Origin of the sequence: Vibrio sp. S9_S30 (assembly GCF_014694455.1) — a bacterium.
Lineage (GTDB): Bacteria > Pseudomonadota > Gammaproteobacteria > Enterobacterales > Vibrionaceae > Vibrio.
The window spans coordinates 147,637-169,454 of the sequence record NZ_JAAUWT010000010.1 but is presented as its reverse complement, the minus strand read 5'-3'; the positions used below and the strand labels follow the sequence as shown (position 1 = coordinate 169,454).

The window sequence follows — 21,818 nt, the reverse complement described above, 5'->3', positions numbered from 1 at the left end:
ATTTTATTTAGGGATATAAGAATATGAGCTACCAAGAAAAAAATGCAATGTCTCCAATCATTGATGCACTCGTACCCATGGTGGTAGAACAAACTTCCCGTGGTGAACGTTCTTACGATATCTATTCTCGTCTTCTCAAAGAGCGTATCATTTTTCTTACTGGTCAAGTTGAAGACCAAATGGCGAACCTTGTGGTTGCGCAATTGCTTTTTCTTGAATCAGAAAACCCAGACAAAGACATCTTCCTCTATATCAACTCTCCTGGTGGCAGCGTCACCGCAGGTATGTCGATTTATGATACGATGCAGTACATCAAACCGAATGTGAGCACGGTATGTATGGGGCAAGCATGTTCCATGGGTGCATTCTTGTTGGCGGGTGGTGCGAAAGGTAAGCGTCATGTATTGCCAAACTCGCGCGTTATGATCCACCAACCTCTTGGGGGGTTCCAAGGACAGGCATCTGATATTCAAATTCACGCTCAAGAAATCTTGACGATCAAATCTAAGTTAAACACGTTGCTTTCAGAGCATACTGGTCAGCCTCTTGAAGTGATTGAGGCGGATACGGATCGCGACAACTTTATGTCAGCAGATCAAGCAGTAGAATACGGTTTGGTTGATTCAGTTTTGACGCACAATAAAGCGTAGTGACGCTTCGCCGAAAGATGCAGGCGAAATTTGGTGAAAATTGATATAAACTCAAAACAAGACATTTAAGGCTAAGAGGTTAGCGAATGACAGATAAAAGCAAAGAGGGCGGTAGCGGTAAGTTACTTTATTGCTCTTTCTGCGGCAAAAGCCAGCACGAAGTTCGCAAGCTAATCGCAGGCCCATCAGTGTACATTTGTGACGAATGTGTCGACTTATGTAACGATATTATTCGCGAGGAAATAAAAGACGTACTCCCTAAGAAAGAGTCGAGTGCGCTTCCTACTCCTCGCGAAATTCGCGAACACCTCGATGACTATGTGATTGGCCAAGATTACGCAAAGAAAGTGCTAGCGGTTGCAGTATACAACCACTACAAGCGTTTGCGTAATGGTGATACAACGAGTGAAGGCGTTGAACTGGGCAAGAGTAACATTTTGCTGATTGGTCCAACAGGGAGCGGTAAAACACTGCTGGCCGAAACCTTGGCTCGTTTCCTTGATGTTCCTTTCACAATGGCTGATGCGACCACATTGACGGAAGCAGGCTATGTGGGTGAGGACGTCGAGAACATCATTCAGAAGCTTCTGCAGAAATGCGATTACGATGTTGCTAAAGCAGAGCGTGGTATTGTCTACATTGATGAAATCGACAAAATTTCTCGTAAGGCTGAGAACCCTTCAATTACTCGTGACGTGTCGGGTGAAGGTGTTCAGCAAGCGCTATTGAAATTGGTTGAAGGTACCGTTGCTTCTGTTCCGCCTCAAGGTGGCAGAAAGCACCCTCAGCAAGAGTTTCTGCAAGTAGATACTTCTAAGATCCTGTTTATCTGCGGCGGTGCGTTTGCTGGCTTGGATAAAGTCATCGAACAGCGTACAGCCACTGGCACGGGTATTGGTTTTGGCGCAGAGATTCGTTCTAAAGATGAAACTCGTACAGTGGGTGAATTGTTCACTCAAGTTGAGCCAGAAGATCTGGTGAAGTACGGATTGATTCCAGAATTTATTGGTCGTCTACCAGTGACAACGACTCTGACAGAGCTCGATGAAGAGGCGCTCATTCAAATTCTTTGTGAACCTAAGAATGCGCTGACCAAGCAGTACGCTGCGTTATTCGCCATTGAAGATGTAGAGCTTGAATTCCGTGAAGATGCACTAAGAGCTATTGCTAAGAAAGCAATGGATCGCAAGACAGGTGCTCGTGGTTTACGCTCTATTCTGGAAGCCGTTCTGCTTGAGACAATGTACGAATTGCCATCATCAGAAGATGTGAGTAAAGTCGTTATAGATGAAGCAGTTATTCAAGGCGAATCTGAACCATTGTTGATTTATGAAGGCAATGACAATCAGGTCGCTGGCGCGGAATAAAACACTTTTAAATACGAAAGGAGGCTTTTGCCTCCTTTTTTTTATTATCTCGTTGAATCTAAGCCATTTGCCCCCATATACTGCACATAAGCAGAAACGGAAGAGAGAATAGTATGAACTTGGAACGTTCCGAGCGTATCGAGATCCCCGTATTACCCTTGAGAGATGTGGTGGTATACCCACACATGGTTATCCCTTTGTTTGTTGGCCGAGAGAAATCAATCCGTTGCCTGGAATCTGCGATGGATGCCAGTAAGCAAGTTCTACTTGTTGCGCAAAAGCAAGCAGACACAGATGAGCCGTCTATCGATGACCTGTTTTCCATTGGTACCGTAGCCACAATCCTACAGTTGCTGAAATTGCCCGATGGTACTGTAAAGGTGTTGGTTGAAGGTCAACAGCGCGCTCAAATTCATCAGTTTAAAGAAAATGATTTTTTCCTTGCAGACGCTGAATACCTACCGACTCCAGAGTTGGATGAGCGCGAGCAAGAAGTTGTGGTTCGTAGTGCCATCAATCAATTTGAAGGTTTCATCAAGCTAAACAAAAAAATTCCACCGGAAGTGTTAACTTCTTTGAACGGAATTGATGAAGCCGCACGCCTTGCCGATACCATCGCAGCTCACATGCCTCTAAAGCTTAATGATAAGCAGCAAGTTCTTGAAATTATTGACGTCAATGAGCGTCTAGAATTCTTGATGGGGCAAATGGAATCGGAAATCGATTTGCTTCAAGTTGAAAAACGCATTCGTGGTCGTGTTAAGAAGCAAATGGAAAAATCTCAGCGCGAGTACTATCTGAATGAGCAAATGAAAGCCATTCAGAAAGAGCTTGGTGAGATGGATGATGCACCAGATGAATTTGAAACTCTGAAGATGAAGATCGAAGAGTCGAAAATGCCTAAAGAAGCACGTGATAAGACAGAGCAAGAGCTACAAAAGCTTAAGATGATGTCGCCAATGTCTGCTGAGGCAACGGTTGTGCGTAGCTACATAGACTGGATGGTTGGTGTTCCTTGGGCTAAGCGCTCTAAAGTGAAGAAGAATCTGTCTAAAGCAGAAGAAGTGCTCAACGAAGACCATTATGGTCTAGAGCGCGTGAAAGAACGCATTCTAGAGTACTTAGCGGTACAAAACCGTATCAATAAGCTGAAAGGTCCCATTCTTTGCTTAGTTGGTCCTCCGGGTGTAGGTAAAACCTCTCTTGGTCGTTCGATTGCGGCTGCAACAGGTCGTAAGTATGTTCGTATGGCTTTGGGTGGTGTTCGAGATGAAGCGGAAATCCGTGGTCACCGCCGTACTTACATCGGTTCCATGCCAGGTAAGCTGATCCAGAAAATGTCGAAAGTGGAAGTGAAAAACCCACTGTTCTTGTTGGATGAAATCGACAAAATGTCTTCTGACATGCGCGGTGATCCTGCATCAGCGTTACTTGAAGTGCTCGATCCAGAACAAAACAACTCATTCAATGACCACTACCTCGAAGTAGACTACGACTTGTCTGACGTTATGTTTGTTGCGACGTCTAACTCGATGAATATTCCTGGTCCATTGCTTGACCGCATGGAAGTGATTCGTCTGTCTGGTTATACAGAAGATGAAAAACTGAACATTGCTAAACGCCATTTGGTTAGTAAGCAAATCAAACGTAATGGATTGAAAGAACACGAAATTGAAATCGAAGATTCTGCCATTATCGGCATTATTCGTTATTACACGCGTGAAGCGGGTGTACGTAACTTAGAACGTGAGATTTCAAAGATCTGTCGTAAAGCCGTGAAAAATATTCTGCTGGATTCTGAACTTAAGAAAGTCAGCGTAAGTATTGAAAATCTGAAAGATTTCCTTGGTGTGCAGCGTCATGATTTTGGTAAAGCTGACGACAGTAACCGCATTGGACAAGTTGTCGGATTGGCTTGGACTGAAGTGGGTGGGGATCTGTTAACGATTGAAACAGAATCCATGCCAGGTAAAGGCAAGCTGTCACAAACGGGCTCCCTTGGTGATGTGATGCAAGAGTCTATTCAAGCTGCAATGACGGTTGTTCGTTCTCGTGCGGAAAGATTAGGCATCAATTCTGATTTTTACGAAAAACGTGATATTCACGTACACGTACCAGAGGGGGCGACGCCAAAAGATGGTCCAAGTGCGGGTATCGCAATGTGCACAGCACTGGTATCAAGTCTAACAGGTAACCCTGTAAAAGCCGATGTGGCAATGACCGGTGAAATTACATTGCGCGGGGAAGTGCTTCCGATCGGTGGACTCAAAGAAAAGCTGTTGGCTGCTCACCGTGGTGGCATTAAAACGGTGGTCATTCCAAAAGACAATGAACGTGATTTGGAAGAGATTCCAGACAATGTTATTGCAGATCTGGTGGTTAAACCAGTTCGATGGATTGACGATGTGTTAACGATTGCATTAGAGAAAGAGCCATTAGGAGTCACTCTGGAGTCTGTAAAATAGTGACGTGCAGCAAAAATAACTAAACAAAACACGCTGACTTGCTTGAAAAGGCTTGTCAGCGTTTTTTTTGAACGCTAAGTTTATCCACCAAGGACAACGCCTTTATCCATAAGGTGTGGTTTAAAAATAACTAAATTTTTTAACGGAACGAATACTGCCATTTTGGAATCGGTAGTACTAAAGGGGAACATCACGTGAATAAAACACAATTAGTAGAAAAAATCGCAGAGAACGCTGACATTTCTAAAGCATCAGCGGGTCGTGCCCTAGACGCATTCATTGAAGCAGTGAGTGAAACTCTACAGTCTGACGAGCAAGTTGCATTAGTAGGCTTTGGTACGTTCAGTGTACGTACTCGTGCGGCTCGTACAGGTCGTAACCCTAAGACGGGTGAAGAGATCCAAATCGCTGAAGCTAAAGTACCAGCATTTAAAGCGGGTAAAGCGCTTAAAGACGCGTGTAACTAAATTTGAATTGACCTACTAAAGGTTAATTACTGGGAATGGCGCTCAAAAACGCCAAAAAGTCCTGAAATATGCGCATCAAACTGGTGCGCATTTCTTTTTCTGATATCATCTTTACCATTCAGCGCTATAGAGCGAAATGCCTGCTCCCTTCTGAGTAAGTTGTGGTCTGGAAAATTGGAAATGTACTCATTTCTTTAATGAACTTTTTTGTGGGCTACAGATCTAAATCACACATATTTATCAGTGAGCTGGATAAGTGGATTCGCTACTGTGTAGATTTAAACGCTTAGTCAGAGCTCGGGCTCAATTTTGGAGAGTTGTTACATTATGATGGAACGATTGCGCGAAGGCGTAAACAGCATCGCAGTTAAAATTATTCTGGGACTTATTATTCTGTCCTTTGTCTTCACTGGTGTCAGTGGCTATATCGGCAGTGGTAGCAACGTTGCTGCTAAAGTCGATGGCGTTGAGATTAGCCGCGGAGCTTTTGAGCAAGCGTATCAAAATGAACGCAACATGCTTCAAGCGCAATATGGTGAGCAATACGCTAACCTCCTTTCTGATCCTGATTTTGTCCAAAGGCTGCGCCTGTCAGTTTTAGATAAGATGGTGAATGAAGTACTGCTTGAGAATCACGCTAAATCACTTGGTCTGCGAATTAGCGATGAGCAAGTGCTTGGTATGATACTGCAAATGCCAGAGTTCCAATTGGAAGGCAAGTTTAATCAAGACATCTATGAGTCATCTCTTCGCCGTGCTGGTTACACACCAGAATCCTTTGGTGAAGTCATTCGCCGAAGTGAAGTACGTAATCAGCTTCTTCAAGCATTAAGTGGAAGTGAATTTAGCCTTCCAGGTGAAGTTGCCGATCAGTCCAAATTGATTACACAGACTCGTGATATCCGAATTCTTGAGCTTAACGTTGAAGAGTTCGCAAAATCTGCAAATCCGTCAGATGAAGAACTACAAGAGTATTATTCATCGAATGCCGTTAAATTTACGCGTCCAGAGCAGGTAAAAATTTCTTACCTAGAGCTTTCTGGTGATGCGCTTAAGGCGAGTGTTGACGTTACTGACGAGGAGATTGAAGCTTACTATCAAGAAAGCTTAGATCAGTATTCTACGGCTGAACAGCGCAGTGTGAGCCATATTCTGGTTCAAGGTGATGAAGAAACAAAAGCGCAAGCGATTTTAGATGAACTCAATGCGGGTGCGGATTTCTCTGAGTTAGCAAAAACGCGTTCCGAAGACATCGGTAGTGCTGAAATGGGCGGTTCTGTAGGTTGGATTGAACGCGATGTAATGGAGCCCGCATTTGAAGAAGCCGCGTTTGCTTTGACTGCCATTGGCGATACAACGGGATTGGTCAAATCTGATTTTGGGTACCATATTATCAAATTGGATGACTTGAAAGCCTCTGAAACCAAACCATTAAGTGACGTTAAAGAAGAAATCAAGCAAGACATCGTGAATCAAAAAGCCGCTGACCGCTTCCATGATCTTTACAAAGACCTAGAGCGTGTTGCGTTTGAAGCACCTAATTCACTAGAGCCATTAGCTGAGCTGATTGGAAGTACAGTACAAACAACGGATTTTGTCTCGCGCTTTAATGCGCCAGAGATTCTGAGCAGCCCAGAAGTTCAAGAAGCTATCTACAGCGTGGAAGTGAAAGAAAATGGCGAAAACTCTACGCCTGTTGAGATTGCTCCCGAGCACGTAGTGGTAGTTCGTGTTGATGAAGTGCGCGAAGAAACGGTTCTGCCGTTTGAAGACGTGAAAGATCAAGTTGTGCAGCAGTTGTCTGCCATAAAAGGCGAACAAAAAGCTGTTGAACTTGCAGACCAGCTTATCGAAACCCTGTCTAACGATGACACAAGTGTTCTAGAGCAAGAAGGTTTAGCGTTTGATGAGCAAGAAACTATTAACCGTGGTAACCCACTTGCGAACACAGTATATGCTCTAACTAAGCCAGAAGAGGGTAAGAAAGTTTACGGACAGTCTAAAGACTCTTTGGGTAATATCGTTGTTGTTGAGCTCACAGGTGTCGCTGCTGAAGAGCAACCTGCTTTCTCTGCTCAAATTGGTATGCAGTTAGTGCGTTCTAACGGTGAACAAGGTGCTATTGCATTGAGCAAAGCACTGCGTGAAAGTGCGGATGTAGAGTTCTATGCAATAGAGAGTACTCAGCCGTAAAAGTGTGTAACTAATTTGTTTGTCAAACAGGTCGCTTTATGCGACCTGTTCTATTTTTAGTATTGACTGTTTTCTAACCTTCTCCACCAATTCAAAATACGTTTTTTTAAGTAAGGAACGTAAAATGAAGTTCATCAAACTAGCTCTAATCGCGACACTGTCTTTCGGTATGTCACTGCCCGTCTTATCTGAAGGTACCACTACACCACCTACAAGCTCAAAGAAAGCGGATAAGCATGATGGCATAGAAATTACCGTAAACATTAATACAGCGACCGCTGAAGAGCTTGAAACGTTATTGATTGGTATAGGTGAGAAGAAAGCCAAAGATATCATTCAATTTCGTCAAGAAAACGGCTTGTTTGAAAAGGCTGAAGATTTGATGAAAATCAAAGGAATAGGTAAGTCTACCATTGAAAAAAATAAAGACCGTATCCTTCTCTAAGTGATGCTTTCTTGCGAGTTGAGTCGTTATATCTTAACTCGCATTTACAAATTCTATTTTACCCATCCTTTTGGTTGTAGGCTGCCGAGTATTAACCCAATGATAGTCCCAGCGATATGAGCTTCCGTTGCAATTTTTGCTTCAATGAGCGCTTCAGTGTCTGCTGAAGGGCCCACCCAAGTTTCCCATCCAATTTTTATCAAGATACCTAAAATCAGTAAACTGCTGTACTTTCTTCCTTGAATGGTTTCGGTGATCGCGTAGAACGCGAAAATGCCATGCAGGACGCCAGAAAAGCCAGCATATTGATACATGTTACTGGCTAACAATCCAATGCCTATCAGTGTGGATATGAGGGGAACAATAATAAGCAGAGAAAGCCAAGAAGCGGTATTTCGGAAGAAAAAGACTATTACGGCAAAGCTTGCAGCATTAAGCATGAGATGATTGAGATTGGTGTGTGTGAAGTTTCCTGTTACGATTCGCCACCACTGACCATCCAGTATCAGGTCAGTATTCCAAGGTAGCCAAGGTTGGAATGCAGGGTATTCTGCAACAACCATGGCGATTAGGAATAGGGTTACAACGGGAACGAGTTCTGCTTTATGTCTGATCATCAATCTGCTTCCACATACCGGTATTGCCAACATTGTGGCAAAGCCAAAAAAATGTGTATATGCCATACCATACAAAACCTCCATTCTGAGGTAGAACTCATTATTCTTCAACATCCTGATGAAGTGCATCGTGCGATGGGGACAGCAAGGATTTTGAACTTATCTCTAGATTCATGCCGTATTCTGGTGGGAGAAAATTTCACAGAAAATGCTGAACTAAATACCCTGCTTCAAGACGATAGCTATATTCACTGGGTGCTTTTCCCAAACGAAAAGAGTGTCCCAGTCACTCAGCTAAGTAGCGCTCACCTAGGTAATACCCTAGGTAGCAGAAGTGAAATGAAAAAGATCCGAGTTCTATTAATAGATGGAACGTGGAAGAAAGCGTATAAAATATGGCGTCTTAGTGAAAACCTGCATTGTTTATTGAGCGTGGCTTTACCAGACAGCCTCAAAGGGAATTATAGAATTAGAAAGGCACCATCAAGTAATAGTTTATCTACGGTAGAAGCTGGCTTTCATTTATTGAACATTTTAGAGCCATCACAGGACTTTACCCCATTGATAGAGAGCTTTAATCAGATGGTGGATAGGCAGTTTAAACACATACCCTCACATATCCGTACCCAAAATTACTAGTGTGAAACGCTAGGGTTGATTGAGCCAGTTAATTAAGAGCAAAATAGCTGCTGATGCAATCTTTGCGCGGAACCATCGGTTAACGATGAAATATAGTCGGTTATCACGCGCATTCCACCGCGGTCAGATTCAGTTGCTTTCAGCCAATCTTGGCGAATGTTTTCTGGCAAGAGCCTATTAGGGTCACCACTAAGCGCTTCAAAAATATCAATAATGATTTGCTGACCTTTGTATTCAACAACCTGAACTTCAGGGATTTGAATAACGTGTTGGCTTACAAACTGCTTAAAGATATCCAGTGCTTGTTCTGCTGGTTTTTCTAACGTTGCATTCCAGCTTAACAAAGGTTCATCAAACCTAGATGACGCGAACTCTTTCACGCTGATACTGGTCAGCAGAGCGTTGACAATGCCACCAATGGCGTCTTTTCTTTGGTAATGGACCCCAGAAAATAATTTCTCACTGATTAGTTGAATATTTTCTTCAAACCATTTGTCGCCACATTCTGCTAATTGGCTCGCAGCGACTTCTTGCCACTGAGAGCGATGAACGAGACCTAATACGATCGCATCTTCTAGATCGTGAATGCCATAAGCAATATCGTCAGCCAGTTCCATGATCGAGCAGTCCAAAGATTTGTACTGCGTTTTTTTATGCTCAAATGGTGTGTGCTCACGAGTCCTCAGCGTAGAAAAAAGCGTTTTATCATTGTCGCTCAAAGGCTCTAACACCCAGTCAAACAAAGACTGATCATCGTCATATATGCCTTTTGCTGGATGCCAATCACTGGCTTTGAGTTTGCGCTGATTAGATACGGATTCTGGAATGGCTGAGGAACGCAGTTGGCTAATGAGAGCGGGGTATTTAATTAGACCTAAAAGTGTTCTACGAGTCAGATTCATACCATGGCTTTCAGTATAGGGTTCGAGCTGAGTGACAATCCTAAACGTTTGGGCGTTACCTTCGAAGCCCCCATATTCTCGCATCATGTAGTTTAAGGCGATCTCACCACCGTGCCCAAAAGGCGGGTGACCAATATCATGAGCCAAACACAAGGCTTCCATTAGGCTCGAGGTGGGTAATAAGTCTGCCAGTTCAGGTTGTTTGCGTTTCACTTGAGCACGAATTCCAGAGCCAAGCTGAGCCGCTTCTAAAGAGTGGGTTAATCGAGTTCGGTGAAAATCATTGACGCCAGTACAATGCACTTGAGTTTTGGCTTGCAGTCGACGAAATGCAGCAGAGTGGAGGATGCGGGCACGATCTCTTTGATATGGATCTCGATGATCGTCTCTTCGCATCTTTTGTTCCGCATTCATGCGGGTTTGCCATGCGTTATGAGCATTTTGGGTCATTGATTCCTCACTGGTGTCTTTCATGACACTCTACAAGCCTGATTCACATCACAAACCTAGCTTATACCACAAACGTAATTCATATCATAAACTTAAGTAATACCATCAACGTAAACCACATTGCCCTACTGTTAGCTTATTTCATCAAGAGACAGTTCAAAGCTCTTTGCAAACGTGTCTAAAAAATAGGTCATCTCTGGCGATTCTCGGTCTTTTAATGTTTTATCAAGCCTTTTTTTGGCTTGTGCGTATTCGTGATTGCCTGCCGATAGCTCCTCTAAACACTTCAAATATGCACACAAGCTGTCAGCTTGCTTTACGATATTTTGATCATCCTTATGCGCATTTTTCGAGATCAGAAAAGGAGCAAAATCCTCGCGAAATTCTTCCGGTAGCATAGAGACCAGCTTCTCTTCAGCAGCGGCTTCTATTTTTTTGTATTCCTTAGCGATATCAGGATTATAGTACTTTACAGGGGTAGGTAAATCGCCAGTAAGGACTTCGCTGGTATCATGGTACATGCCCAACAAGGCGATTCGCTCAGGGTTAACATTGCCGCCAAATTTCTTATTCTTGATGATGGCTAGCGCATGGGCAACAAACGCGACTTGTAGGCTGTGCTCAGAGATATTTTCTGTTGAAACGGAGCGCATGAGAGGCCAACGCTGGATAAGCTTCATTCGGGCCAAATGAGCAAAAAAATGACTGCGTGCCATGAATGGATCCTTCTTTTCGTATGGAAATGTACACTCAAACAACGTCAAAGTGCTTGTTTGAGTATAAAGGGTAAGAGATTGATCTGAAAGGCATCACTTGTCGAAGAAAAAACGCCTCAACGAATATTGAGGCGTTTCTATGGCTGCACGCCTTAAAGAAACACTTATTGTTTGTAAGTGCTTAGGAAACGATCTAGCCTGCCAATAGCGGTTTCCAAGTCTTCTATATGCGGTAGGGTGACGATTCTGAAATGATCAGGCTTTGGCCAATTGAAACCAGAACCTTGTACCAAAAGCACCTTTTCTTGAATCAAGAAATCCTGAACAAATTTTTGATCATTCGTAATGTTGAATTTTTTCACATCAATTTTGGGAAATAAATACATGGCTCCTTTAGGTTTGATGCAGGTAATCCCAGGAATTTGAGTAATCAATTCATAAGCACGGTCACGCTGTTCTAGTAAGCGCCCACCAGGCAAAAGTAATTCGTTGATGCTTTGGTAGCCCCCCAGCGCCGTTTGAATGGCATGTTGCATGGGGACGTTGGCACACAAACGCATGGATGAAAGCATATCCAAGCCATCAACGTAGCCGCTAGCGATGCCTTTAGGGCCCGTCAAAAACATCCAGCCGCCGCGAAAACCACACACACGGTAGGCTTTAGACAAACCATTGAATGTGACCATCAAAACATCGTCTGCCAAAGTCGAAATAGAAGTATGGGTGGCTCCGTCATATAAGACTTTGTCGTAGATTTCGTCCGCAAAAATGATCAACTTGTGTTGCCTAGCAATCTCAATCACTTTCAGTAGAAAATCTCGGCTATACACAGCACCTGTTGGATTATTGGGGTTAATCAGCACCAAACCACGTGTTTTGGGCGTGATTTTCGCCTTCATATCTTCCAGATCAGGATACCAGTCAGACTCTTCGTCACACAGGTAATGCACCGCTTTACCGCCGGATAAAGAAATGGCAGCGGTCCACAATGGGTAATCGGGGGCTGGAACCAGCATTTCGTCGCCGTTATTGAGTAATGCTTGCATGGCCATGACGATCAACTCAGATACGCCATTGCCAATGTAGACATCTTCAACATCAAGATTCAAAAGCCCCTTACGTTGGTAATGCTGAACCACTGCTTTTCTCGCAGAGTAAATGCCTTTTGAATCACAATACCCTTGTGAAGTGGGTAAGTTACGGATTACATCAACCAGAATTTCGTCGGGGGCGTCAAAACCAAATGGGGCAGGGTTGCCTATATTCAATTTTAGTATTTTATGCCCTTCTTCTTCCATGCGTTTAGCATGTTTGAGTACAGGCCCTCGAATGTCGTAGCAGACATTGTCGAGTTTTGATGACATCCCGATATTTTGCATTGAGTAAGTCCATATTTGTTTTATTTTAATTTCTAAAAGTACACCATTTACATTCTTAATAGAATAAAAATCTATTTTAAAGTTCGGATTTCTATTTTGTTCTGACATCTGTGCCCAAATTACCTGAAGGTGCATGATTTCAGTAGTTTGGGTTTCGAGAATACGGGCTTTCTGTGTAGCCCGAATTTTTCCCTAAACTCGCCTAGGTTTGTTTGATATCAACAAATAGAATAGCCCACTTAAGATAAGATGATCTCAGGTTTAAGAAGAGTGAGATTGCCTTGTTGCCTCTACAAGCAAAAATTAACGATCTGATGGAACGTGTAAACCAGGGAAGGGATAGACAGCATCGAATCAGTTTGTCTATTGAACTTGAATCGAGTTTTTCTTTGCTTGACTGGTTAGAATGTCAGCCTCATTTTCCTAAACTGTATTGGAAATCGAGATGCGAGAATGTTGAAGCCGTCACACTAGGGCTGGTCTCCCATTTCAGAACGACGGCTGATGCGCAAGCCGGGCTTAAATCGAAACAAAATATATGGGTTGTCTCTTGTTTCGGTGAGCATGAACCGCTTAGCCCCAGCCCTAAGCAACATAACAACAACCCCAAACCCTATTGTTTTCTTCCCCAAATTGAATTGATTCGAAATGGCAATGTGTGGACGCTTAGCGTAAATCTCAAGGGGGACAAACGTGAAGATCTCCATGCATTGGCGTCGTTGGTGACGAATTGCTCAAGCTGTTCCCATTCGGATTCATTACCTGCACTTACTTTTGTCCAGCATCAACCTACGAAGCCGATATGGGATGGATTGATCGAGCACGCGTTAACACAATTTCAAAACAGCGCCCTAAAGAAGGTGGTGTTGGCTCGTCAAACCACATTTCAACCTGCTCATTCAATCTCTCCTTTTGCCTTTATTCAATCCAGCCAGAAAAGGAACGACGCTAGTTATCATTTTGCTTTTGCTTACGATAAAGAGAGCGCATTTGTAGGCTCGACCCCAGAACGCTTATACAAACGTGTTGGGTTAAATATAGAAACGGAAGCGTTGGCGGGAACGGTAGAGAGAGGAAGCAGCTCTGAACGCGATTTAGCGCTTTCTTCTTGGCTGCTGAACGATCCAAAAAATCAGCGAGAGAACCAGCTCGTTGTGGATGACATTGTTGGGCGTTTAGATCCCCTATGTACTCAAATTCAAATTCAGCACTCTCCTAGCATCAAGAAGTTGTCCAAAATTCAGCATCTGCGTCGGGTGATCAAAGCGGAAATAACGAAAAGAACGGAGGGGGAAATCATTCTTTCGGCACTCCAACCAACCGCCGCTATTGCGGGGTTACCAAGAGAAGAGGCGCTTGACTTTATCCGAGAGAATGAACCCATTGTTCGAGAATGGTATAGCGGCAATGTCGGTTTTTTTAACCGAGAAGAAGCGGAGTTTTGTGTGGCTATCCGTAGTGCGAAAATTACGCCTGAGCATATTCACTTTTATGCCGGAGCGGGAATCGTACTCGGCTCGGAATCGGATAAAGAGTGGCAAGAATTAGACAAAAAAATGTCGACGTTGCTGAGCCTATTTAGCACGCTGCCAGAAGTGGAGGCCGCATCATGATTGGGCAAGCGAGTTTGAACCGCGTTTGGGCGATGTTGATTTTGGAAGAATTGACCCGATTTGGGGTTGAAGATATTTGTATCGCACCGGGTTCGCGTTCAACACCGTTAACCCTTGAAGCGGATGCCAATGTAGGGCTTAACCTTCATTGCCACTATGATGAACGTGGTTTGGCGTTTTACGCCCTAGGTGTGGCAAAAGCATCCCGTAAACCTGTCGCGATTGTGGTGACGTCGGGTACTGCGGTGGCCAATTTGCTGCCCGCAATATGTGAAGCCAACCTGACGGGGGAAAAGCTTGTTGTACTCACTGCGGATCGCCCTGTGGAGCTGATCGATTGTGGTGCGAATCAAGCCATTGACCAAGTAGGTATTTTTTCCTCACATGTAGGCAAAGCCGTAAACCTTCCTAGCCCAAATACGCGAATACCACCGAATTGGCTGCTATCCACTGTCGATGAGGCAATGCACTTTCAAGTAGAACATGGCGGTGTGGTTCATTTTAATTGCCCGTACCCAGAGCCACTTTATGGTGGAGAAGAAGCCCATTTCGATGACCCCTACCTGCTTAAGGTAAAACCTTGGTATGAGTCTGCTTCCCCTTTCACCAGAGTGTTTTCTTGTCAGTCTCAATCGCCGCTTTCATCGGATTCTTTCAGTTCAATAAACTCAGTTAGCGCAATAGAAAGCAAGAAAGGGGTAGTGATACTGGGTTCATTGAATTTACCAGAATCTCAAAAGGCACTTGAACTTGCGAACCACTTAGGATGGCCGGTGTTTTGCGATCCGCAGAGCGGGGTGAGCAGCGAGTTTGCGCATTTTGACCTTTGGTTAAGGAGTGCTAAGGCTGTAAAGGTGTTGGATGAGTGCAATTTTATTCTTCAGTTTGGGGCGAGGCTCGTTTCAAAACGCCTATTAAATTGGATAGAAACGCGTGGTGACCATTGTGAATATCACATCGTTCAGCCTTATCCGCAACGGCTGAATCCAAGCCATAAAGTACAACATAGAATTATTGCGAATGTTGGTTATTGGTGTGAAAACGCCTTGAGTCGAATAAGCTCATCTGAAGTCCACTTCCATAGTTGGGGTGATGACCTAAAAAAAGTGTCGGACATCACTCATCAGGTTATTCGTTCACATGAATACGTAGGTTGTTCTGAAACGGATTTAGTGACGCGACTGTTCGATCACGTTTTGGAAGAACCGACGGTATTTCTCGGTAACAGCTTATTGGTTCGATTGGTGGATATGTTGGCGAAAATGCCCGAATTGGACGTTTACTCAAATCGTGGTGCATCAGGCATTGATGGTTTGGTTGCAACAGCGGCAGGGGTTCATTTAGCCAGCAAAAACACATCCCTAGTTCTGATTGGAGATACGTCTCTCTTGCACGATCTTAACTCCCTTTCCCTTTGGACTCATGCCAATGAATATGCTTCGGTGATTCTAGTGTCCAATAACGATGGTGGTGCTATTTTTGATTTATTGCCCGTACCCCAAGAGAAAAAAAGAACCCTCTATCAAATGCCGCATGGATATCAATTCAAACATGCGGCTAGGCAATTTGGTTTGAATTACGCAGCACCAGACGATACCACGAGCTGCATACAAGAGGTTGTGAGCCACCTAGCCTCGGGGAAAGGCACGTTGTTGGTAGAACTCATTACTCCCCCAGAGCAAACCTCCTTCGAATTAAAACCCATTACGGAAAAGGTCTGCAATGAGCTTAGGTAGCCAATATGTACTTAGGTAGTCAATGGTTGTCTTACCGAGAAGATCATAGGCAGCAGCCTGTCGTGGTGTTTCTTCATGGTTTTCTAGGCAGTGCCAGTGATTGGCAAACCACGTCTAAGTATTTAAATAAAAACAACTGTTTGGGTATTGATTTAGCCGGGCATGGCAAAAGCGCCGGTATGACAGCCGCCAACTTTTTTGAGGTGTGCGAACAAGTAAAAGACACCCTGAAAATGAGACTACCGCAAGCTCCCCCCGTTATTTTGGTTGGGTACTCTATGGGGGCTCGGATTGTGATGTCAGGTTTAGTGAACGGTCATTGGAAGCGAGCCAATATTGTCAAAGTCATATTAGAAGGTGGGCATTTTGGTTTGCAAAGTGAAATGGAAAAACGCGCCAGATGGAAGAGCGACGTTAAATGGTCAAAACGCTTTGCCAATGAAAATATCGATCCTGTATTACAGGATTGGTATCAACAACCTGTGTTTAGCTCTCTAAATGATGAGCAAAGACAACGTGTTATCAGCCAAAGGCGGAATAATAATACCGTCGGTGTGTCGCAAATGTTGCGTGCGACGTCGCTCGCGAAGCAACCTTATTTGTTGAATGAAATGTTACGTCTCGATTGTGTCCAATACGTTTGCGGTGACAAAGACGAAAAGTTCAAGGCGCTAGCGGAATCGAGTGGATTGACATTCAGTCTAGTGAAAAATGCTGGGCATAACGTGCATCAGGAGCAACCTGCTGCCTTCGCCCGAATCATTAATCAATGTGTGATGGAGTACAAACTTCAATCATCACTTCCGGAGAAAACCATGGCAAGAACGGTCGGTATTACAGAAGAGGAGCTATACGCTCCTGTCGAGTGGGTGAACTCGAACAATGGTTATGAAGATATTTATTACGATAAGTCATCGGACGGCATCGCCAAAATTACCATCGCTCGCCCCCAAGTACGAAATGCGTTTAGACCGCAAACGGTGACCGAAATGATTCACGCTCTGGCGGATGCTCGGTACGACAGTAAAGTAGGCGCAATCATCCTAACTGGGCTGGGTGACGACGCTTTTTGCAGTGGTGGCGATCAGAAAATTCGGGGTGACTATGGGGGCTATCAAGATGATGACGGTACGCATCATTTGAATGTACTCGACTTCCAGCGCCAGATAAGAACATGCCCCAAACCCGTGATTGCTTCGGTAGCAGGTTACGCGGTAGGAGGGGGGCATGTACTCCATATGATGTGCGACTTGACCATTGCCGCCGAGAATGCGCAGTTTGGCCAAACTGGACCCAAAGTGGGGTCGTTTGATGGCGGTTGGGGCGCATCTTACATGGCGCGAATTGTGGGGCAGAAAAAGGCTCGTGAGATATGGTTTTTGTGCCGATTCTACGATGCTCAAGAAGCACTGGATATGGGGTTAGTGAATACCGTAGTCCCCATTGAAAACCTAGAAAAGGAAACGGTGCGTTGGTGTCGAGAAACATTGCAACATAGCCCCATGGCACTGCGCTGTTTGAAAGCTGCACTAAATGCGGATTGCGATGGGCAAGCTGGTCTTCAAGAGCTCGCGGGCAACGCAACTATGATGTTTTACATGACGGATGAAGGGCAAGAAGGGAGAAATGCGTTCAATGAGAAACGCCGCCCAGATTTTGATAAGTTTCCTCGCAATCCATAATAGGTATAACAACGTCAATGGCAAATTATGCCCAATAAAATCAAGTTATTTGAAAGTAATTTGCCACGCAGTTAGGTAGGAAAGGGACAGCGCAATGCGAAATGTAAAGCTTTATAGGTATCAACTGGCTATGGATAGCGGAGTGATATTACGCAATCTAAAGCTTCCGCAACGAGACGGCTGGATTATCGAGCTCTCCGAAGATGGGAAAACTGGATACGGCGAAGTCGCGCCTCTTCCGGGTGTGAGCCAAGAAAGTGTTGATGAAGCAGGAGAGCAATTACAACAAGCACTCGAACTTTGGGCAAAAGAGAGGGCATTGAAATTAGATGACCTGTTCCCATCGGTTGCTTTTGGATTATCTATTGCTCAAATGGAGTTGGCTGGTGGGTTGCCCGAAAACGGCAATTACAGTGTGGCACCGCTTTGTACGGGGGACCCTGACGAGTTGCTGCTTATTCTTAGCCAAATACAGGGTGAAAAAGTGGCCAAAATCAAAGTCGGGCTTTATGAGCCCATTCGCGATGGCATGTTGGTGAACCTGTTTCTAGAGTCCATCCCCGATTTATCGCTTCGTCTGGATGCCAATCGATCGTGGTCGCCAGAAGAAGCGCGTAAGTTCGCGAGTCATGTAAACCCTTCATACAGGCAGCGCATCGCCTTTTTAGAAGAGCCCTGTAAGAAACCGGGGGACAGTCTCGCATTCGCTATGGATACAGGCATTGCTATTGCGTGGGATGAAACACTTCAACATGCGGTGAAAGAGAAAGGCTTCAAATTATCTGAGCTGACAGGGGTGAAAAGTGTGGTGATTAAGCCCAGTTTGATTGGTTCGATTGAGCGTTGTGCCGCGTTGGTGAAACAAGCAGAAAAACTGGGCATATCCAGTGTCATTAGTTCATCGTTGGAATCCAGTTTAGGGCTCAATCAACTCGCTCGTTTGGCGCACTGGCTAACACCGAGAAGTGTACCGGGGTTGGACACACTGAGCTTATTTGCGTCACAACTCGAAGTGCCTTGGCCTGGGTCGTCTTTACCCATTACATCGCTTGACTCCCAAGAACTCGTATTTCAGTGCTAGAAGGCTCTTTATTGCCAAAGGCTTTTTACTGTCAAAAGACGTTATATTGCCAAAAGACGTTATATCGTTACAAGACACTTTATTTTAACAGGACATATCATTGCCACAGAACGCGCTACTGAAACACGGGTCTTTACTGCGTCAATGGGCGAAAACGCGCTCTAATGACATCGCACTGGTAAATGACGATGAAAATATAACGTGGGCAGCACTACTGAATAAGGTGATTGTTCGTAGCGAATCTTTGATTGAGCAGGGGGCCACTGCTGGGGATGTGATAGCGTGTATTGGGAAAAATGATGGCTTTCTTGTCGAAACTGCGCTGAGCTGCCAAGAAGTGGGGGCTACCTTTGTTCCTATCGCGCCCTCTCCCGAAGAGATCATCAAGAAAAAATTGGCATCCGTTGCTCCCGCATTGGTGTTTGAGCAAAACCCCTCTGGAGAATGGGAGCGCTTAAAATCGGATAATTTTGTTCCCACAAAGGCAATACCTGCTTTGTCGAGTTTGATTTTCACCTCTGGAACCACGGGCGATCCAAAAGCGGTCGCCCATACTGAATCCAATCACATTTTATCCGCCACAGGGCTGTTGAGTCAGTTTGAATTTAAATCCGGTGACTCATGGTTACTCAGCTTACCGCTCTATCACGTATCAGGGCTCGCTATTGTTTGGCGTTGGTTGATCGCCGGTGCCACGTTGGTCGTTCCCACCACAAAAGGCTGGCTTCATGATTTGCGGTTGGTCACTCACGCATCGCTGGTGTCTACTCAGTTAAACCGGCTTCTCGAAAGCGAAGATATGGGTGTACTGAAAAGGGTGCTTCTAGGGGGAAGCCATATACCCAAGGCATTAATTGACGAAGCACAGAGGCAGGGCATCGACACTTGGATAGGGTATGGTCTGACCGAAGCCGCCTCAACAGTGACCGCAAAACGCACCAATCAATGGTCTTCATCAGGTAGGGTTTTGCCGCACCGAGAACTACAATGTGTCGACGGAGAGATCTGGTTGAGAGGGGATACGATGTCCATGGGATATTATCGACACGGGAAGATTGTGAACCTACAAAACGAGAATGGATGGTATCCAACTGGAGACTTAGGCTACGTCGAAGAAGATGAACTGATCGTCGTTGGGCGCAAAGATAACCGCTTTATCTCGGGAGGTGAGAATATCCATTGCGAAGAAATTGAAGTGGTTCTTACCGCTTGTTTTGATGTCCGAGCCGCCGCCGTCATCCCAGTAAAAGATGAAATATACGGTTTCAGACCAGTCGCTGTATTGGATACGGATGTTCTACAGCCTAATGAATACTATGAACACACACTGGCAAGTAAGTTGGAGAAATTCAAGTGGCCGATTGAATATTATTTGATGCCAAGCGGTGCTAAAGCTAATGGGGTCAAAGTCTCTAGGCGATGGTTGGCAAGGTGGCTTGATAATCGAAGCTAAAAAGAGCGGTCAAGCCGCTCTTTTGAATGTTAATACCAGAAGAGTTGATTGTAAGCGTCTTGATTGTAAGCGTAATGTCGATCAGCGCCAGTCACCGCGAAGTTCCGACACTTTTTCAAACATGTAGTCAGTGGTGGCATCTTTTGGTTGAACTGGTTGCCCCGCTTCAATCTCAACCTTAGACCAAAAGCGCCGTGGGAAGCCATGGCAGGCTCGGCCATCTTTAGAACGGCTAAAGTAGCTGCCCCATAGCCCTTTAAGAGCCATTGGAATAACAGGCACTGGCGAGCGTCTTAGGATCAAGTCCATCCCCCGCATAAATGGGTTCATGTTGCCATCATTGGTCAATCGACCTTCTGGGAAAATGCAAACGACGTCGCCATTATTTAATGCTTCTTTAACTTCATTAAACGCTTGGCGAACAGAGCGGCTGTTGGTGCCATCTATCGCAATGACGCCGCCATTTTCTAATAGTGTTTTGATGGGAGGGAAATGCGCGTATTCCTCTTCCATAACAAACCGTATTTGGCGTTTGCACGCGCCAATCATCAGCAGGGCATCCATATAGCTTACGTGGTTGCAGACAATTAATGCTCCCCCTTCTTTGGGGATGTTTGTCAGGTTCTTGTGCTTAACCCGGTACATGGTGTGGGTAAACATCCATAACACCAATCGCGACAAGAACATCGGCACTTGCCAGTATACGTATGTGGCGACAAATACATTCAATATGGCTAAAAGCAGAAATAATGTTGGAATAGAAAGTTCGAGCACGCTAAGACACACAATACCCAACACTGCGCTTCCGACCATGTAAATGGAATTATAAATGTTGTTTGCGGCAATGATTTGGGCTCGTTCACTTTCGCGAGCTTGTGTTTGCATCAATGTATACAGCGGAACAATAAATAAGCCCCCTGACGCACCCAGCATCAGTAAGCTAAAGAACACCGGCCAAAGTTCAGGGTAGGTAAGGAAGCTCATAAAATCGGTGAATATCGGCAAAGATTCCGGTGTAAATGACGCTAGCATAACCCCAAAAACGCTGATACCAAAGCTACCAACAGGTACGATACCAGGTTCCAATTTATGCTTGGATATTCGGTCGCAGGCCATTGAACCAATGGCGATACCCACTGAAAACAGCGCAAGCAAGAGCGATACTGCACTTTCGTTGCCATTTAAATGCAGCTTAGTGTAATTGGGAAACTGGGTGAGGTAACTTGCGCCAAGGAACCAGAACCAGCTAATAGCCATAATGGCTTGGAAAACGACGCGATCACGCTTTGCTATCGCTAATGTGTTTTTGGTTTGTGATACTGGACGCCACTTAAACTCGACATCCGGTGCGTTGGGGGCGGCTTCCGGAATGGAACGGCTCGCGACGTAACCACAACACGCAAACCCGACAACACATAGGGCGGCTACTGTGGTGGCATGATCAACCGACGCAATTATGCCTGCTCCTAAGGTACCCAGTAGAATGGCGAGAAAAGTCCCTGTCTCTACCAAGGCATTACCTGGAACGAGCTCATTACGTTTGAGGTGCTGAGGGAGCAATGCGTATTTAACAGGGCCGAAAAAAGCAGATTGTGTGCCCATCAAGAAGAGTAAAATCAGTAATATCAAGTAGCTTTCTGCCACAAAGGCAATAGCGCCCAGTATCATGATGGTAATTTCGGCTAACTTCACTTTCCGTATATAGGCGCTTTTTTCGTATTTATCGGCTAAGACCCCTGCGGAAGCGGAAAACAAAAAGAAAGGCAGAATGAACAAACCAGCCGCAAGATTAATGAACAAGTTACTTGATACAGGAAGGGCTTCGGCTCCGGCGAAAGCAACAAATAACAACAGAACATTTTTAAAGATGTTGTCGTTAAATGCGCCAAAAAATTGAGTGATAAAATACGGGAGGAAGCGCTTTTGTGTCATTAAAGACGGGTGCTGTTTAGGCATTCAAAAT

17 protein-coding genes and 1 pseudogene are annotated in these 21,818 nt (G+C 44.8%); 13 read left to right on the top strand and 5 right to left on the bottom strand.

All coding sequences use genetic code 11. The annotated features are described in order from the left end of the window. Nucleotides 1-23 precede the first annotated feature (23 nt). The 6 genes from clpP (at nt 24) to HC752_RS13765 (ending at nt 7,587) form a co-directional block, all read left to right on the top strand. Entirely contained in the window at nt 24-650 is a 627-nt protein-coding gene (gene clpP, locus HC752_RS13790) for an ATP-dependent Clp endopeptidase proteolytic subunit ClpP (RefSeq protein ID WP_190335745.1), read from the top strand. An 86-nt stretch (nt 651-736) separates the two neighbouring features. Further along, nucleotides 737-2,017: an ATP-dependent protease ATP-binding subunit ClpX gene (clpX, locus tag HC752_RS13785; protein WP_190335744.1), complete on the top strand. Its 1,281-nt coding sequence runs from the start codon at nt 737-739 to the stop codon at nt 2,015-2,017. 113 nt (nt 2,018-2,130) lie between these two features. After that, complete coding sequence (gene lon / locus HC752_RS13780) at nt 2,131-4,482, top strand: endopeptidase La (RefSeq protein ID WP_190335743.1); 2,352 nt, start codon at nt 2,131-2,133, stop codon at nt 4,480-4,482. A 194-nt stretch (nt 4,483-4,676) separates the two neighbouring features. Then, the gene (locus tag HC752_RS13775) at nt 4,677-4,949 is read left to right on the top strand and encodes an HU family DNA-binding protein (protein WP_190335742.1); all 273 of its coding nucleotides are present in this window, start codon (nt 4,677-4,679) and stop codon (nt 4,947-4,949) included. Between the two features lie 327 nt (nt 4,950-5,276). Beyond that, the gene (gene ppiD, locus HC752_RS13770) at nt 5,277-7,142 is read left to right on the top strand and encodes a peptidylprolyl isomerase (protein ID WP_190335741.1); all 1,866 of its coding nucleotides are present in this window, start codon (nt 5,277-5,279) and stop codon (nt 7,140-7,142) included. A gap of 124 nt (nt 7,143-7,266) precedes the next feature. Then, nucleotides 7,267-7,587 carry a ComEA family DNA-binding protein gene (locus tag HC752_RS13765; protein ID WP_190335740.1) on the top strand — a complete coding sequence of 107 codons (321 nt, stop codon included), beginning with the start codon at nt 7,267-7,269 and terminating at the stop codon, nt 7,585-7,587. A gap of 53 nt (nt 7,588-7,640) precedes the next feature. On the opposite strand, the gene rrtA is transcribed toward HC752_RS13765, so the two are convergent. Continuing rightward, nucleotides 7,641-8,204, bottom strand: a complete 564-nt coding sequence (gene rrtA, locus HC752_RS13760) for a rhombosortase (protein WP_190335739.1) — start codon at nt 8,202-8,204, stop codon at nt 7,641-7,643. On the opposite strand from rrtA, the gene HC752_RS13755 reads away from it, so the two are divergent. Next, nucleotides 8,193-8,843: a tRNA-uridine aminocarboxypropyltransferase gene (locus HC752_RS13755; RefSeq protein WP_190335738.1), complete on the top strand. Its 651-nt coding sequence runs from the start codon at nt 8,193-8,195 to the stop codon at nt 8,841-8,843. The two genes, rrtA and HC752_RS13755, sit on opposite strands and share 12 nt — an antisense overlap. A gap of 32 nt (nt 8,844-8,875) precedes the next feature. On the opposite strand, the gene HC752_RS13750 is transcribed toward HC752_RS13755, so the two are convergent. The 3 genes from HC752_RS13750 to HC752_RS13740 form a co-directional block, all read right to left on the bottom strand. Further along, nucleotides 8,876-10,195: an anti-phage deoxyguanosine triphosphatase gene (locus HC752_RS13750; protein WP_190335737.1), complete on the bottom strand. Its 1,320-nt coding sequence runs from the start codon at nt 10,193-10,195 to the stop codon at nt 8,876-8,878. A 131-nt stretch (nt 10,196-10,326) separates the two neighbouring features. Further along, nucleotides 10,327-10,911, bottom strand: a complete 585-nt coding sequence (gene yfbR, locus HC752_RS13745) for a 5'-deoxynucleotidase (protein WP_190335736.1) — start codon at nt 10,909-10,911, stop codon at nt 10,327-10,329. Between the two features lie 164 nt (nt 10,912-11,075). Next, nucleotides 11,076-12,290 (bottom strand): pyridoxal phosphate-dependent aminotransferase, encoded by a 1,215-nt coding sequence (locus tag HC752_RS13740; RefSeq protein WP_190335735.1) that lies wholly within the window; start codon nt 12,288-12,290, stop codon nt 11,076-11,078. Between the two features lie 314 nt (nt 12,291-12,604). Between HC752_RS13740 and HC752_RS13735 the strand changes: the two genes are divergently transcribed. From HC752_RS13735 to menE, 6 genes and pseudogenes are all read left to right on the top strand, one after another. Further along, nucleotides 12,605-13,903, top strand: coding sequence for an isochorismate synthase (locus HC752_RS13735; RefSeq protein WP_190335734.1), 1,299 nt, complete (start codon nt 12,605-12,607; stop codon nt 13,901-13,903). Continuing rightward, nucleotides 13,900-15,639, top strand: coding sequence for a 2-succinyl-5-enolpyruvyl-6-hydroxy-3-cyclohexene-1-carboxylic-acid synthase (menD, locus tag HC752_RS13730; protein ID WP_194717366.1), 1,740 nt, complete (start codon nt 13,900-13,902; stop codon nt 15,637-15,639). The genes HC752_RS13735 and menD overlap by 4 nt, the downstream gene beginning before the upstream one ends. Before the next feature lie 5 nt (nt 15,640-15,644). Then, nucleotides 15,645-16,406 (top strand): annotated as a pseudogene (gene menH / locus HC752_RS24685) (2-succinyl-6-hydroxy-2,4-cyclohexadiene-1-carboxylate synthase); the annotation flags it as partial. 48 nt (nt 16,407-16,454) lie between these two features. Then, nucleotides 16,455-17,321: a 1,4-dihydroxy-2-naphthoyl-CoA synthase gene (gene menB / locus HC752_RS24680; protein WP_202987899.1), complete on the top strand. Its 867-nt coding sequence runs from the start codon at nt 16,455-16,457 to the stop codon at nt 17,319-17,321. Nucleotides 17,322-17,415: 94 nt separating this feature from the next. Beyond that, nucleotides 17,416-18,402 (top strand): o-succinylbenzoate synthase, encoded by a 987-nt coding sequence (menC, locus tag HC752_RS13720; RefSeq protein WP_190335732.1) that lies wholly within the window; start codon nt 17,416-17,418, stop codon nt 18,400-18,402. A gap of 100 nt (nt 18,403-18,502) precedes the next feature. Then, a complete protein-coding gene (gene menE / locus HC752_RS13715) occupies nt 18,503-19,855 on the top strand; it encodes an o-succinylbenzoate--CoA ligase (protein WP_238930521.1) in 1,353 nt (450 codons plus the stop codon). 81 nt (nt 19,856-19,936) lie between these two features. On the opposite strand, the gene HC752_RS13710 is transcribed toward menE, so the two are convergent. Next, on the bottom strand, nt 19,937-21,811 hold the full coding sequence (locus HC752_RS13710) for an MFS transporter (RefSeq protein WP_190335731.1): 1,875 nt from the start codon (nt 21,809-21,811) through the stop codon (nt 19,937-19,939). Nucleotides 21,812-21,818 lie beyond the last annotated feature (7 nt).

Coding starts and splice junctions, on each gene's coding strand:
- clpP (WP_190335745.1), top strand. CDS start 24: ATGAGCTACCAAGAAAAAAATGCAATGTCTCCAATCATTGATGCACTC.
- clpX (WP_190335744.1), top strand. CDS start 737: ATGACAGATAAAAGCAAAGAGGGCGGTAGCGGTAAGTTACTTTATTGC.
- lon (WP_190335743.1), top strand. CDS start 2,131: ATGAACTTGGAACGTTCCGAGCGTATCGAGATCCCCGTATTACCCTTG.
- ppiD (WP_190335741.1), top strand. CDS start 5,277: ATGATGGAACGATTGCGCGAAGGCGTAAACAGCATCGCAGTTAAAATT.
- HC752_RS13765 (WP_190335740.1), top strand. CDS start 7,267: ATGAAGTTCATCAAACTAGCTCTAATCGCGACACTGTCTTTCGGTATG.
- HC752_RS13755 (WP_190335738.1), top strand. CDS start 8,193: ATGTCTGATCATCAATCTGCTTCCACATACCGGTATTGCCAACATTGT.
- rrtA (WP_190335739.1), bottom strand. CDS start 8,204: ATGATCAGACATAAAGCAGAACTCGTTCCCGTTGTAACCCTATTCCTA.
- HC752_RS13750 (WP_190335737.1), bottom strand. CDS start 10,195: ATGACCCAAAATGCTCATAACGCATGGCAAACCCGCATGAATGCGGAA.
- yfbR (WP_190335736.1), bottom strand. CDS start 10,911: ATGGCACGCAGTCATTTTTTTGCTCATTTGGCCCGAATGAAGCTTATC.
- HC752_RS13740 (WP_190335735.1), bottom strand. CDS start 12,290: ATGCAAAATATCGGGATGTCATCAAAACTCGACAATGTCTGCTACGAC.
- HC752_RS13735 (WP_190335734.1), top strand. CDS start 12,605: ATGGAACGTGTAAACCAGGGAAGGGATAGACAGCATCGAATCAGTTTG.
- menD (WP_194717366.1), top strand. CDS start 13,900: ATGATTGGGCAAGCGAGTTTGAACCGCGTTTGGGCGATGTTGATTTTG.
- menB (WP_202987899.1), top strand. CDS start 16,455: ATGGCAAGAACGGTCGGTATTACAGAAGAGGAGCTATACGCTCCTGTC.
- menC (WP_190335732.1), top strand. CDS start 17,416: ATGCGAAATGTAAAGCTTTATAGGTATCAACTGGCTATGGATAGCGGA.
- HC752_RS13710 (WP_190335731.1), bottom strand. CDS start 21,811: ATGCCTAAACAGCACCCGTCTTTAATGACACAAAAGCGCTTCCTCCCG.